Below are 14,555 nucleotides of genomic sequence, written 5' to 3' on the forward strand. Positions count from 1 at the left end.
TCTAGTATTGGCCTGTTATCACAAGTATTCTCGCTACAGAGAGCCGCCACAATGGTCTAATCTGAGCATCTCTGCCCGTGCCAACGACACCAAACGATAGTGGAATGGCGCTTGTTTGCTGGATAAGGACTAATTCTGATTGTTGGTATCACCACCACCGGCGACATTATTACCGTGTGCTGTGATGATTACTACCGTTATCGCCATCCGTGTTGCTGCCGTCTGTCTGAGATGAGTGCAATATCTCTCGAATTCTTTCTAGTCTTGGTCCAATTTCATGCTCATACCCACGGTCATTGGGATTGTAGTATTGTTGTCCGACCAGCTCATCAGGCATGTATTGCTGTGAGGCAACAGCACCTGGCGAATCATGTGCATATTGATATCCTTCATGGTTACCCCACGATTTCATCAATGCAGTCGGGGCATTTCGCAAATGCAGCGGAACCTGCCCGATTCTTCCTGCATCAACATCGGCTAGGGCTTGGTTGATTGCCATATAACTAGCATTTGATTTAGGGGCAGTAGCTACAGCGATCACTGCTTCGGACAAAATAATTCTTGCCTCGGGCATGCCTACCATGGCCACAGCTTGTGCTGCTGCAACAGTAGTTTGCAGTATCTGTGGTGCTGCCATGCCCACTTCCTCACAAGAGGCAATAATAATGCGTCTCGCAATAAATCGAGGGTCCTCCCCCGCTCGCAGCATACGAGCTAAATAATGTAAGGCTGCATCAACGTCTGAACCGCGCATGGACTTAATGAATGCGCTGGCCACGTCATAATGATCGTCACCTTTGCGGTCATAACGCACCGTAGCTATATCCATTACTTTAGAGACAACATCGGGTGTGATAACAGGTTTACGAGCACCCTTTTTTCTCTTACTGTCGCCCGTCACAGCACCAGCTGCTGCTTCGAGTATTGTCAACGATTTACGTGCATCTCCACCTGCTAAACGAATGATTTCATCAATTGAAGCATCATCTGCCTTAACCTCATCAGCAAGACCTCGCTTGTCATGTAAGGCCCGCTCTATTAACAGCTGCAAATCCTCAACCTCAAGTGCCTCAAGTTTGACGACAACTGATCGCGATAGCAGTGGCGAGATTACAGAGAAACTTGGATTTTCAGTGGTTGCCGCGATAAATGTCACATCGCGGTTCTCAACGCTGGGCAATAAAGCATCTTGCTGAGATTTTGAGAAGCGATGTACTTCGTCGATAAAGAGTACTGTCTCTTTGCCTTCAGTAACCAATCGGTCATGAGCTCGTCGCAGTACGTCGCGTACATCTTTCACTCCGGAAGTAACAGCGGACAGCTCTTCGAATTCTCTACCGGACTGTCTAGCAACGATATACGCCAGCGTGGTTTTTCCTACCCCTGGAGGTCCGAACAAAATAACAGAACTCGGCGCTGTAAGGGAGCGGCGCGATGTTGCAGAGGCAAGCCGACGCAGAGGCGATCCTTCGCTTAATATCTTTGATTGGCCTAAGACCTCATCCAAGGAAGTAGGGCGCATCCTGACAGCCAGCGGTAAGGTGTGTTCGTCCGGCACATCAGCCATACCAAACAGATCATCAACCATAAAACCTCCCGCAAGTACTCCCGTACCTTATGCCTATCAACGTCATAACTGAGCTAGCACGAATAGCCACCAGCTGCGCTCGAACATCCGTTCTAATTATATCAATAGCGCTGTAGTTCACTCTGATAGCTATTTCAAGCCAAAAAACATCTCCACAGCACGCATGACATCACCACTGCACGCAACATTGTGCGTAGGTGCATGATATGCGATACATAACTCAGTACGCTGCACTGAGAAGAAATCTACTCGTGCTCTTCATCGAGAAGATCTTCTATTGCACCGACACGATATGTAAGGAATACTACTTCTCCAGAATTCTGCGTTGCATCCAAATCAACTGTTCCAGCAATTCCCCAATCGTGGTCACCTTCAATATCGTCGAGAATCTGCCGCACTCGCCACATATGTTCTCTTCGCTCATCCGAGCGGTCTATAACAATGAACTCTTTACCTCTTGCAGCAGCATCGGTGTTTATCGCCTCATGTGCGTCATACAGGTCATCAAGAGCTTCCTCCCAGCGATGCACTGGGTAACCCCAATCTCCGTCAAGGTCACCGAGTTGCTCTGGCTTATCGAAGGCAATCAGTTGAACTCGGCGGAACATGGCATTACGAATGAGCAACTCCATACCTCGAGGATCAGCGAGCACATCACGTTGCTGTGGTGGCGCCGTGTGCAGAGCTTGACTATTGATATCTTCACTACCTGCCGATTCCCATTCGTCAACAAGACTGGAATCTACAGAACGTACTAGAAGACGCAACCAGGAAATAATATCGTCCAACTGTTCATCACGTTTATCTTGTGGGACAGTACGGCTCAGCGCACGATAGGCATCGGAAAGATAACGTAGCAGCGTTCCTTCAGAACGCGAGATTCCATATCTAGCGATATATCCTGTGAAATCTGAAGCAGTTTCTACCATGTCTCTCACCACTGATTTAGGGCTCAGCCAGAAGTCATTCGCCCAGGGAACATCAGCTCGATACTGCGTGAAGGCAGCATCAAGCATCTCCTCCAGAGGCTTCGGGTATGTGATATCAGCAAGTCTTTCCATGCGTTCTTCATATTCGATGCCGTCAGCCTTCATTTCAGACACTGCCGCATCTTTTGCTTGGCGTTCCTGCGCTCTCAAAACCTGTCTTGGATCATCCAAAGTCGCTTCAACCATCGAAATTACATCAAGCGCATAGTTTGACGATTGCTCATCAAGTAGCTCCAAGGCTGCCAACAGAAATGGTGACAGCGGCTGATCCAAAGCAAAATCATCTGGAATTTCGATATTCATGAAATATTCCATGGACCCATCACGAAGCTTATCTGCATCAATTACCTCGCTATCAAGCAAGGTCGTAAATATTTCATCAGCTCGCTCATGCAGGTGCTCTTTCTGCGATGGAGTCTGCTGTGAATCATCAATTAATTCATTGATCCTGCTACGTGCGTCTCCTCCCTGCACTACTTCACTGAGAACCATAGAATGAGTGATATTCAGGTGGGGAACTAAGGTCTCGGGCTCAGAGTGAATGAGCTTGTCAAATGTTGCATTATTCCATGTCACAAAACCGTCAGGAGCCTTCTTGCGCTTGACACGTTTGAGTTTTTTCGGATCATTGCCAGCTTTTGCCACAGCTTTGGCATTCTCAATCTCGTACTCCGGTGCTTGCGCAATCACCAACCCATGAGTGTCAAATCCCATCCGCCCTGCTCGACCAGCGATTTGATGAAACTCGCGGGATTTTAACCGCCTCATACGATGACCATCATATTTAGTGAGCCCAGTGAGTACCACCGTGTGAATTGGTACATTAATTCCCACCCCTAAGGTGTCAGTACCACATATAACAGGCAATAGACCCTGTTGGGCTAGCTGCTCAACCAAGCGACGATATCTGGGAAGCATTCCCGCATGGTGAACCCCAACACCAGTGCGTAGTAGGCGCTGCAAGATTCGTCCAAAAGCTGTAGTGAATCGAGTACCCACCATAGCTTCCTTGATGCGTTCTCGTTGCTGCTTATCCGATATCCCACTATTCGACAGTGCCTGCGCCGTCTCTAATGCTGCATCTTGGGCAAAGTGGACAATATAAATTGGTGCGTTTTCTTGACGTATTAATAATTCCACTGTTGCGGGCAGAGCAGTCTCCACATACTCATAACTCAGGGGTACTGGTCGCGGCGCATCAGCAATGACATCAACAGCACTGCCAGTACTCTTCTCCAAAGAGCTAGCAATATTGCTAACATCACCTAGGGTTGCCGACATGAGCAGGAACTGTGTTCTAGGCAATGTCAACAGTGGTACCTGCCAAGCCCACCCTCGTTCTGGATCACCGTAGTAATGGAACTCATCCATGGCAACACAGGAGACCTCTGCTCGCTCTCCTTCACGAAGTGCCTGGTTTGCTAAAATCTCAGCCGTACAACAAATAATCGGCGCATCGGTGTTGATATGAGTATCGCCCGTAATCATGCCGACGTTATCTCTGCCAAAAATCTTCATCAAATCGAAGAATTTTTCACTGACCAAAGCCTTAATCGGCGCCGTGTAATACGACACTCTCCCAGTACACAAAGCTGCGAAATGCATCCCTAATGCAACTAAGGATTTACCCGAACCGGTAGGCGTATTGAGCACCACATGGTCTCCGGACAATAAGCTAAGCATGGCATCCTCTTGATGAGGCCACGGGGTAATACCACGAGATTCCACCCATCTGAAAAAGCGCTCATAAATATCGTCAGCATTCAGGTTTCTTGCTTCATGCCCAATATCAGGAAGCAACTGAGACAAGGAAAGGCTCTCTTGCTTCTCTAATGCATCATTATCGCTACGATGTTCGTCACTCAATCCGGCAGACTCCATTTCTGTGCTGTCGCTGGCACTCTAGACAAAGCATGCTCTAAACAGCGCGATCAGCCTCACACCATAGTAGAGATGGTGTGATGTTCAACAACCTTCTCTTGCAGTGTATCCTCTACACCATTGACACTCATGCTCACTGTGTTGATTGAGGAGCAGGGCCAGAGGTACCTCGCAAAATTAGTCTGGTGCCCACCAACGCATGAGGTTGTTCCATTCTCAGATGATTCATGAGCTGTATGGCTTGTTTCCCTGCCATTCTTGCCATATGAACAGGGTCTTGGTGGATGGTCGTCAAATCCGCGACCGGAGCAATTCTGCTGTCGTCAAAACCGATAACTGTCATGTCCTCAGGCACTCTGATACCAAATTTGCGAAGCCGTGCTATTAAAGCCACCGCGAAATCATCTGTTTCAACGCAAACTGCTGTCGGTCGTTGAACTTGTGCCAATAAATCTGCCAATACAGACGACACTGCGGCATCGATAGAATATTCGCCCTGCTGTGCTTCTGCCTCCAACATCAGTATGTCCTGAGAGCCATACCCACACTCTTTTGACGAATCTAGAAATGACTTCGATCTCAACTTCACACTGAACGCGAATTCAAGGTCAGATGGTTGCCCCACATAAGCTAAGCGGCGATGCCCAAGCGAGCGCAGTAGCTGCACAGCTTCTTTCATTGCTTGGCGTTCATCAAGGCGCACCGAGGCATCGTACCCATCGTGCGTACGTGAATCGAGCCCTATTGTAGGAATCGTCAGACCTTCAAGAAGTTCAAGCTTCTCTTTATCTAGATCAAAGGATGTCACAATGAGAGCATCCGCATTCCTATTGCCCGGCAATAGCTCAAAATACCGGTCTTGAGACTGCTGGTCTGGTGTGATTAACGGTACGATGTCATATCCAGCGGGTGCTAAAGCCTCATAAGCACCTTGCATAACCGAAGCATTGAACCATGAGTTCACAGGCCCAGCAAAGAGCATTGTTACTCGCATGGTTCTTCCAGAAGCTAGTGATGAAGCACTGCGTGAAAAAGTGAAGTGCAAACGCTGTGCAGCTTCTTCTACGCGAGTTCTGGTACCTGGATCAACACGATTTAGTCCTCGCAATGCTCTTGACACTGTTGAGTCGGAAACCCCTGCTTCAATGGCGACATCGTGTATGGTCATTCTCGCCACTGTTTTCTCCTTAACTCATATGACATGAACCATCCTCAGCTCACATTGCCATACTCATCATAACTTGTGAAAATTCTGCAAGCGCATTTACATGTAAATTCATTGAAAAATCAATCATTAACGCACTTAATTGCATTATTCTGTGCAAGCGCTATTATTCTTCTTGACGCAAGAAAATTCTGCTTAACAGCAGGCTGAGCACACCTAATAGTTGTCAATGAGGAGAACGCGATGGAGACATCAACCACAACCAACACATCACAAATTAACACCGCAACATCCCCACTGTCTGACGCGTGGTGGAAACAGGCTGTGGTATATCAAATTTATCCTCGCTCCTTTAAAGACACCACAGGCTCTGGGCTCGGTGACATCGCAGGCATCACCAGCAAAATTGGGTATCTTAAACAGCTCGGCGTTGATGCTATATGGCTCTCACCGTTTTATCCCTCAGAGCTTGCCGATGGCGGTTACGACGTAGCTGACTATCGTAATGTTGATCCCAAACTCGGATCTATGGATGATTTTGATGAACTTGCAAACACAGCTCATCAGCAGGGCATCAAAATCGTTGTAGACATCGTGCCGAATCATTCTTCCGATCAGCACCCTTGGTTTCAAGAAGCATTACAAGCGGAACCAGGATCACCTGCACGAAATCGATATATCTTCCGCAACGGCCGCGGTGAACACGGCGAACTGCCACCGACCCAGTGGATCAGCAGTTTTGGCGCTCCTGCTTGGACAAGGGTTTCTGACGGACAATGGTATCTGCATATGTTCGCCAAAGAGCAGCCTGATTTCAATTGGGATAATCCCGAAATCCGAGAGGACTTCCTCAAGACTTTGCGCTTCTGGAGCGATCATGGCGCCGATGGTTTCCGCATCGATGTAGCTCACGGATTAGCGAAAGATCTAGACAGAGATGACCTCGATCAGTGGAGTATTAATAACGACACACTCCCAAGTGATGGAAGTCATCCACTCTATGATCGAGACGAAGTACACAATATATACCGCTCCTGGCGCAAAGTGTTTAATGAATATAATCCGCCACGATTTGCCGTAGCTGAAGCTTGGGTAAATCCACAGCGTCAGCACTTGTATTCAAGCCCCGATGAACTTGGGCAGATATTCAATTTCGAATTTGCCAAGAAAAACTGGGTTCGCGATGAGCTCCATGAGGCTATTGAGGATGGTATTGCACAAGCCGAGCGCTCAGGCTCAACCTCTACTTGGGTAATGAGTAACCACGATGTGCCACGTCATGCCTCTAGATATGGTTTGCCACAGGTCCCTGCTCGCCAGCATCACCGTCTCGCAGCAGATTGGATTCTTCGCAATGGTGGTTCATATTTCGAAGATCGAGAGCTTGGTAATCGTAGGGCAAGGGCAGCTATACTCCTTGAGCTTGCGTTGCCCGGATCGACTTATATTTATCAGGGTGAAGAACTTGGTTTGCCAGAGGTCCCAGATCTACCTTGGGATGCCTTGGAAGATCCAGAAGCCCAAGGGACATCACGCACAGGCATGGTCAAGGGTCGCGATGGATGCAGAGTTCCACTGCCATGGATTGCTGAAGACTCCCCTATCCTCGATGCTGAGGTGCCGGCTGTCCAAGGCATTTCACATTTCGGACATATTGATGAACGCAGTGGTGCAGGTTCATTTGGTTTTTCACCAAAAATGCGCACAGATGGTGTCACAACAAGCGCAGAACCTCACTTACCGCAACCTGACTGGTTCGCTCAGTATGCCGTAGATCGCGAAGAATCAGATGAACATTCGATGCTGTCCTTATACCGCACAGCGCTTGAACTGAGACATAATCATCAGATCTCGGATGCTACTGTGACATGGCTTGAGGATATTGATCAATCTTCCAATGAACGCGATGGTGCCGATGGGCAAGTTGGCGGAGCAATCGCATACCGTAGAGCAAATGGTTGGGCAAATATCACCAACTTTAGCGATCACGATATTGCGCTGCCTGATGGAGAGCTTCTGCTCTCCTCAGCACCACTACATGACGGTCAACTTCCGCAAGATACTTCCGTTTGGATGATGTTGAGATAGCATCACAGCAGTCAAAAACGTTTGTGTAGGGATTTTTACTGAGACCAAGAGTATCTGTGCCACACGTCATTTTTAGAATGGCGTTATTGCAGTCTTTTGGCCCGATATCCGAGGGTTATCTACTTTGGTATCCCTACACAAACGTAAATCATATGGTTATTGAACGCCTGAAGTCTTCAACAATGCAATTTTTCACTCAGAAGCCAACCTCTGGCGAGCCTCATCAAGGTCGAAAGTAGCTTTCGGCCACTGCAGCTGCATGCCTTGCAGCGTGGACCGCAACATTTGCGAAACTACAGCACGCGAGTACCAGCGCTTATCTGCCGGAACCACATACCAGGGTGCAACATCCGTTGATGTTTCCTGAAAAACTTCCTGCCAGGCATCCATATATTCAGGCCAACGTTCCCTAGCGTCCAAATCACTTTCTGCAAATTTCCAGTGCTTTGTTGGATCATTAAGACGCTTAATAAAACGCTTTCGCTGCGCTTCTTTGCTGGTAGCAAGAAAGACTTTGATAACTGCACAGCCATCATCAACCAGATGCCGCTCAAAATCGCGGATGATACTGTATCTGCCGCGCCATACTGACGGCGGGTAGGTGTCATAAATGCGCGGCATTACGATATCCTCATATTGCGAACGATCGAACACTGTCATCCATCCAGGCTTTGGCAATTCGCGCCTGACTCTCCATAAAAAGTCATGCTGCAACTCTTGTGGAGTTGGAGCGCCAAAACCATGATAGTGAATCCCCATAGGGTTCACTTGGCTGAACACATGTTGCACGATTCCACCCTTGCCGGAAGCGTCCATACCTTGAAGGATCAGCAAGAGTCTGCGTTTTGAACCCACGGCACCATTGGCATACAACAGATGTTGCAAACTCATGATCTCATCGGAACTCAAGGAAATAAAACGCTTACCGTCTGCCTTCTTGCCCGGAAACCCTGGTGTAGCTGATTGGTCCATTTCTGCCAATTGCACACTTGAGTTGAAACGCAATAAATCACTTGGATCAGCGTCCCAAATTGAACTTAGTTCTTGTGATCGTTCGATTGTGGAACCAATATCATCTGTATCTTTGAGTGTTATATCGCTATGGGTAGCATGATGCTCTTGTCTATTTACTGCATGCAAAATTTGATGAGTTCGTATTTCACTCGAGGCTCTATTCTCAGTGAGTTTTGCCATATAATTTGCCCCCTAGACCTTATATTAGGCAGCGCAAATAGTACCAAGGTCAATATTTATGCACTATTCATGCGCACTACAATGAGTCACCGCTACCAATCTCAGGTTCTTCCCCTTCAAAATATGCCTGAAGCACGATTGTCGTTTGTGTCGAAACCGGAACAGTCTGATGAATCAGTGTCAACAGATTCTCTAATGCCCTTGGCGATGCAACCCTGACGAACAGCATGAAGCTTGGAGAGCCTGCGACAGAATAACAGGAAACAATGCCATTGATTCCTCTGAGCTTCGTAGGAATCGAGTCTTCTTCTGAATAATCAAGCGGAGTAACAGCTATATAAGCAGCAATAGCCAATCCGACCTTCTCATAGTCAACAATGGCCCTATACTGTTGAACCACGCCAAGTCGTTCCATTTTCTGAATCCGCGATTGTACGGCTGAAACAGACAGCCCTATTGATTGCGATAACTGCGAAAGCGTGATGTGGCCATCATCAACTAGAGCGTTAAGTATCCGTTGATCCAATTGATCAAGTTCGCGCTGTTTTCCAGCCACAGTCTTTCCATCATCCATGACACCCATGCTACCCAACAACAATACGGAGAGATGAATTCGACGCTATTGCTGTCAAAACCGCCATGAAAACCGCAGTGTCGCCGATATTAGACCAAGACAGGTAATTGCCCAACCGCTGTGAGCAGTGGTATCACTCAACGATAGCTTCACGCACCATCTCGCAATCAGAGTTACCGTGCCACATAGCTAGTTCGAGACATATTGTCGGCAAATTCGCTCATTCTCGAAACACCTTCCGCAATTGACTCACCATCACCCGCATAGGACACCCTGACGAAACGTTGAGTCGTATCTGAAAAAGCCTCCCCCGGCACGACGGCTACATGAGACTCATGCAGCAGACGACTACTAAACTCAACATCACTCAAACCTGTTGCACTGATATCAACGAGAACATATAAGGCTCCTTCTGGTTTCATCGGTTTTAGCATCTGGGAACCTTGCAGCGCATGTAAAACCAACGATCGCTTCTCAAAACTGCCTTCTCGCCGTGCAGCAATATCTTGCTGCGGATGCAACAACGCTTGGGTTGCAGCACGTAAGGCTGGGGTATTCACCGATGAATGCAATGATTCAGCAATCTCCGAAGCCCGTTCTATAAAGTCTTGTGGTGCAAGCAGATAACCAATTCTCCAACCAGTCATGCCGAAAGATTTGGACATGCTTTCAACTACTACAGTGCGATCATGCATACCAGGAACAGCAGCAATACTAGGAGCCACACGAATTGAACTGTCATAGACGAATGGGTGATATACCTCATCAGAGATAGCCCACAGGTTATGAGCCACACACACCTGGGCAATCTGTGCTAATTCATCATAAGAAGTCACAGCGCCGGTAGGATTCCCAGGCGAATTAATCACGATGGCTCGTGTGCGGGGAGTTATCGCAGCTTCTATATCTTGGGCAGCGTAGTGCATCTGATGCTCTGGTTTGAGCTGTACATGCACTGGTTTCGCTCCACAAAGGAGCACCTGAGCATCATAAGCGGGGAAAGCGGGCGTACACACAATGACTTCATCACCTGGGTCGAGTAATACTCTCATGCTCAGGAACAAACCATATGTTGCTCCTGGAACCGCACAAACTTCGGTCTTGGGATCGTATACCAAATCTCTCGCCATACGCTCATAATCAGCTGCAACTTCACGAAAATCGTCGCTCCCGAGGACATCTGTGTAATGGGTATCCCCAATTTCAATAGCATTTTCGCCTGCTTGTGCGACCACATCAGATGCCGTATCACTAGGTTCACCAATTGCTAATGAAATCACATCCGCAATTTTTCCTGCTTCATCAAAAACATCACGAATGCCGGAACGAGGTGTTTGCATCGCCGTATGCGACAACCTCGTATGCGCTAGCTGAAAAGTCATGGTCCCTCCACATATATAATCGAATGAAGTATATGCGAAGAATTTACATCATATATCGAACATTCACGTAAATTTTGTCGAAACTCTCAGTATTTTTTGATTTTTTTACCATGAATTCCGCTATCACGCACGCTTGAGCATTCAGCACGATACAGACCAACACGGGGCACCCAACACCGCATACACCGTCGCTGTGTTGCACACCAGTCATGTTGGTCTTGAAATTACCTTCATCTCATAGCTCTACTTGTCGCAGACCGCTCGACTACTGTGCCTGCGTGCACAGTGGAGACATGCGAGAAGGAAACAGTCTGAACTGTTGACTGTTCATTAATGCCAATCAAAGAAACCTCACAACGCAACAAACCATGAGTGCAATCTACAGTCCAAGAAAACGAGGCAGGCGAATATGAGTGACAGTTGTGGATATGCAGATTTCCATCCGCAAACAACTTAGGAAGTCCTGTGAACCCAATCTCCTGAGCTAACACCCTTGCTCTACTTTCAAGAGTGGCATCCAACACAACATTTGAAGACCACAATCCTGTGGTAGGTATTAAGGCCTGTTGACATGCTGAAGCTAGCGTGCTGATATCTGTGGGACATAACGCGTCACCACAATGTGATGTAGTCGCAAGAAACTCCAATGCACCATTGACTTCATTAACCGCATGCCATGTCTCCGGCCACAATGCGACACGCCTGCCTACACTTTCAGATAAAGACAACACCATTCGCAGCGCGCTACCGGCTTGTATACCCGGCTCGGCATATCGACCATTGGCCAACACCACTACACCCAAACCAGAATCAAGATGCCAACGCATATGTGAACCATAGCCGGGGTAACCGCCGGAATGATAGGCAATATCACCATAATCAACGTCGTGTTCGACTATCAGTCCATAGCCATATGACTCAATGCTCGAAGCTGTGCGTACGGCGTGCCCAGCACTGTCTCCACACCGAAGCACTGGTGGAATTGGAGTATGCCCCTGTTGCATCAGGCTTCTCATTGATGGTGAAAGCACTGTGCCCGAAGGCTCACCACTAGCTGTGTATGCCAGATTCTCCGACAAATTCGATGCTTCCAAATAGCGACACCATTTCGACACATCGCGAACAGAACTCAACACCCCGCCAATCGCTGAAAAGGCGCCTGGTTCAGTAAACTCTTCCTTCACCCAGTAGGCACCTTGTCCCGATTGCTGGTGATGCCGATGATAACCAGGTTGCAAGTTGTCAGGATTTACCCGTCGCCAGTCATAGCTCGTATCTGTCAAAGCCAGTGGAATCAAGAAGTATCTACTGACGTATTCAGGAAGCGATATGCCCGAGACTGTGTGAACGAGCTCTCCCAGAATGGCATATCCGAGATTTGAGTAAGCATAGTGCCTGCCAGGAGCATATGCCGGACGTATCCCAGTGCCCAACAAAGTCAGAAAAGCGTTGCGAGACATCGACTCCTGTCGATCTGCCCATGCGTCATCTTCTACGAGCCCCGATGACATCGACAACAGATGATGAACGGTTATCTCAGTGGACGCACCAGTTAAGCCGCTGCTCGTCAAAGTGTCAAGAATCCGCATACGAGGCAGGTAGTCTCGCACGGGAGCATGAAGATTCAGCGCACCTTGTTCTGCCAGTCTCAACACTGCCGCTGCAGTGAAGCTTTTAGACATAGAAGCGATTCGGAACACTGAACGTTCGTTTAGAGCTCTCGGGACGCTACCTGCTGCAGCATCACCCCAGGAGAGAAGCATCCCTTGAGTATCAAAAATTCCTATTGCATAAGCAGGAGCTTTTTGTTCACTCAGTAAACTCGACATTATATGTCGAAGTTCAGCGAGAGCCTCTTGATTGAGTGCCTTCTGCAATTGTTGATGCATTTTGGTGGCATCACTGCTATATGACTCTACCGAATGATCAACAGCTATCCACCCCATCGCTACTCCTTAACTGAATCTAGTTGGTCAGGAAGGCTTTACGCTTCGCAACTGTGAAAAACTACTGGCACTATTGCACCGAGCAGAATTGTTGTACATATTCGTTGCACAACATATTCATCGCAAGAATTATCGATCGCATTGATTATTCATCACGCAGAACGTCAATCACGCGCCAGTACTGGAACAGCATCGGGAATTGCTGTGTCACTACTCACTTTGGGCGTTAAACGATGATCGATTGCTGCATATTGTGTACCATCCACTGTAGTAATAACCGCTATTTCTGTGGGGTTCACGCGATCCGGTCGCTGTACGAGGAAGTGTCCCGAAGAACTGCGAAACAAAGACACAGTTAGACGAGTGCCATAGGGACCATCATCATCCTCAGGCTCAAAAACAACCTGAATGCCTGTCTCGCCTCCAGCGATCATATAGAAGGTAACTCCATAACGCCTATAGGTGCCGAGCAGGTCGTGAATAGTTGCATCGTCAATGGGCTCATTGCTGTATAGCACTTCAGGGCGTGGCTCAATTCCCCATCGTCGAGTCACCTCGGCACTTAGCGTCGTTGACATTTGCGAACCTGAATCTGCATTCGTCAACACACATAAAGCAGTCTGTCGCTCGGGAAACACCACGAGGTATGCGCGCTGTCCTTCGGTTGCCCCTGAATGCCCGAAAGCCTGAGTTTTCCCCCAATTGGGAAGTTGCCATCCCAAGGCCCATCCAATATTTTCTATTCCCTGGCTCGCGAGACTCACGCTTAGCGAGGTCATAGCATGAGTTGCAGATTCAGATAGCAATCGCACTCCATTAGGAGCGACACCTCCATTAAGAAATATCGACGCGAAACCGAGAACATCCTTGATACACGCGCTGACGGATCCACAAGGTCCCACGCATCGAGGTAATTGCCAAACATCAACGCTTTGCACAGGAGGCGGGTTTATCGCTACATCATTTGCTACAGCTCGAACGTGCCCGAGTGCCGATGAGCGTAATAACACATCTTCTGGCAAGGTACACACACTGTCGAATCCTGCAGGATGAGCTATGTATTGCTTGATGGCTTCATCCCAGGTCATTGAACGAAGTACTTCAACAATTCTTCCAAGCACCACAAACGCCCCATTGGAATAACTCAAAGGTCCGCCAACTGACGTTCTAGCAGGAAAATCACTGATATATCGAACATAGCGTTCCACACAATCATCACCTCGTCCGAGGTGCCTTGGGAATACATCTCCCTCAATACCACTGGTGTGGTTCATCAGATGACGTATGGTGCAGTGTTTCGAAAAATCGATTGAGCCGCGTAACTCATACGAACCCAACACCTCTTCAATACTGGTGTCAAGATCAAGTTTGTGCTCATCAATCAATTGAAAAGCCAACATAGTCGTCCAAATCTTTGACAAAGAACCGATTTGAAACACTGTATCGGCAAGCACCGGATACTGCGTTGCAGTACTAATGACGCCCGCATACGCGCTCAGCATCTTGGGATGGTCTGCATCAGAACTATCCAGTATTCCTATCTGCGCTCCAGGAACCCCATACCGCTGCATTTGATCTTGCAAAAGAGCGTACAGCTCATGCTGTGATATCTCTGTGCCTGACGTCCCGCCTTGCATCGAAGCTTCTTGCATACTGTGCATAACGTTCCGATCTATTGGAAATATACTGCCCAATCATGATTCTTAGTGCCGCGAGCGCAGCAGTATTTACGAGACTGCTATGGCCGC

Annotated in this window: 9 protein-coding genes; 1 reads left to right on the plus strand and 8 read right to left on the minus strand. The window is 48.0% G+C overall.

Features of this window, described 5'->3' with window-relative positions:
- Positions 1-169 precede the first annotated feature (169 nt).
- From LKI20_RS07270 to LKI20_RS07280, 3 genes are all read right to left on the minus strand, one after another.
- On the minus strand, positions 170-1,588 hold the full coding sequence (locus LKI20_RS07270) for a replication-associated recombination protein A (protein ID WP_291772214.1): 1,419 nt from the start codon (positions 1,586-1,588) through the stop codon (positions 170-172).
- A 245-nt stretch (positions 1,589-1,833) separates the two neighbouring features.
- Positions 1,834-4,443, minus strand: coding sequence for a DEAD/DEAH box helicase (locus LKI20_RS07275; protein ID WP_434734912.1), 2,610 nt, complete (start codon positions 4,441-4,443; stop codon positions 1,834-1,836).
- 148 nt (positions 4,444-4,591) lie between these two features.
- Positions 4,592-5,626 carry a LacI family DNA-binding transcriptional regulator gene (locus LKI20_RS07280; RefSeq protein ID WP_291773437.1) on the minus strand — a complete coding sequence of 345 codons (1,035 nt, stop codon included), beginning with the start codon at positions 5,624-5,626 and terminating at the stop codon, positions 4,592-4,594.
- Between the two features lie 240 nt (positions 5,627-5,866).
- Here LKI20_RS07280 and LKI20_RS07285 point away from each other — a divergent pair, with 240 nt between their 5' ends.
- Entirely contained in the window at positions 5,867-7,711 is a 1,845-nt protein-coding gene (locus LKI20_RS07285) for a glycoside hydrolase family 13 protein (RefSeq protein ID WP_291772216.1), read from the plus strand.
- Positions 7,712-7,903: 192 nt separating this feature from the next.
- Here the strand turns inward: LKI20_RS07285 and LKI20_RS07290 are convergent, their stop codons facing one another.
- From LKI20_RS07290 to LKI20_RS07310, 5 genes are all read right to left on the minus strand, one after another.
- Positions 7,904-8,905 carry a PPK2 family polyphosphate kinase gene (locus LKI20_RS07290; protein ID WP_291772219.1) on the minus strand — a complete coding sequence of 334 codons (1,002 nt, stop codon included), beginning with the start codon at positions 8,903-8,905 and terminating at the stop codon, positions 7,904-7,906.
- Positions 8,906-8,981: 76 nt separating this feature from the next.
- On the minus strand, positions 8,982-9,479 hold the full coding sequence (locus LKI20_RS07295; protein WP_291772222.1) for an Lrp/AsnC family transcriptional regulator: 498 nt from the start codon (positions 9,477-9,479) through the stop codon (positions 8,982-8,984).
- Between the two features lie 173 nt (positions 9,480-9,652).
- Entirely contained in the window at positions 9,653-10,861 is a 1,209-nt protein-coding gene (locus tag LKI20_RS07300) for a pyridoxal phosphate-dependent aminotransferase (RefSeq protein WP_291772224.1), read from the minus strand.
- Between the two features lie 230 nt (positions 10,862-11,091).
- Positions 11,092-12,807, minus strand: coding sequence for a serine hydrolase domain-containing protein (locus tag LKI20_RS07305; RefSeq protein WP_291772227.1), 1,716 nt, complete (start codon positions 12,805-12,807; stop codon positions 11,092-11,094).
- Between the two features lie 164 nt (positions 12,808-12,971).
- On the minus strand, positions 12,972-14,444 hold the full coding sequence (locus LKI20_RS07310) for a serine hydrolase domain-containing protein (protein WP_291772231.1): 1,473 nt from the start codon (positions 14,442-14,444) through the stop codon (positions 12,972-12,974).
- Positions 14,445-14,555: the final 111 nt, after the last annotated feature.

This window comes from Bifidobacterium sp. (assembly GCF_022647885.1).
GTDB lineage: Bacteria > Actinomycetota > Actinomycetes > Actinomycetales > Bifidobacteriaceae > Bombiscardovia.

Bases quoted from the DNA above. Each gene is read 5' to 3' on its own strand.
- LKI20_RS07270 (WP_291772214.1), bottom strand. From the start codon at position 1,588: ATGGTTGATGATCTGTTTGGTATGGCTGATGTGCCGGACGAACACACC.
- LKI20_RS07280 (WP_291773437.1), bottom strand. From the start codon at position 5,626: ATGACCATACACGATGTCGCCATTGAAGCAGGGGTTTCCGACTCAACA.
- LKI20_RS07285 (WP_291772216.1), top strand. From the start codon at position 5,867: ATGGAGACATCAACCACAACCAACACATCACAAATTAACACCGCAACA.
- LKI20_RS07290 (WP_291772219.1), bottom strand. From the start codon at position 8,905: ATGGCAAAACTCACTGAGAATAGAGCCTCGAGTGAAATACGAACTCAT.
- LKI20_RS07295 (WP_291772222.1), bottom strand. From the start codon at position 9,479: ATGGATGATGGAAAGACTGTGGCTGGAAAACAGCGCGAACTTGATCAA.
- LKI20_RS07300 (WP_291772224.1), bottom strand. From the start codon at position 10,861: ATGACTTTTCAGCTAGCGCATACGAGGTTGTCGCATACGGCGATGCAA.
- LKI20_RS07305 (WP_291772227.1), bottom strand. From the start codon at position 12,807: ATGGGGTGGATAGCTGTTGATCATTCGGTAGAGTCATATAGCAGTGAT.
- LKI20_RS07310 (WP_291772231.1), bottom strand. From the start codon at position 14,444: ATGCAAGGCGGGACGTCAGGCACAGAGATATCACAGCATGAGCTGTAC.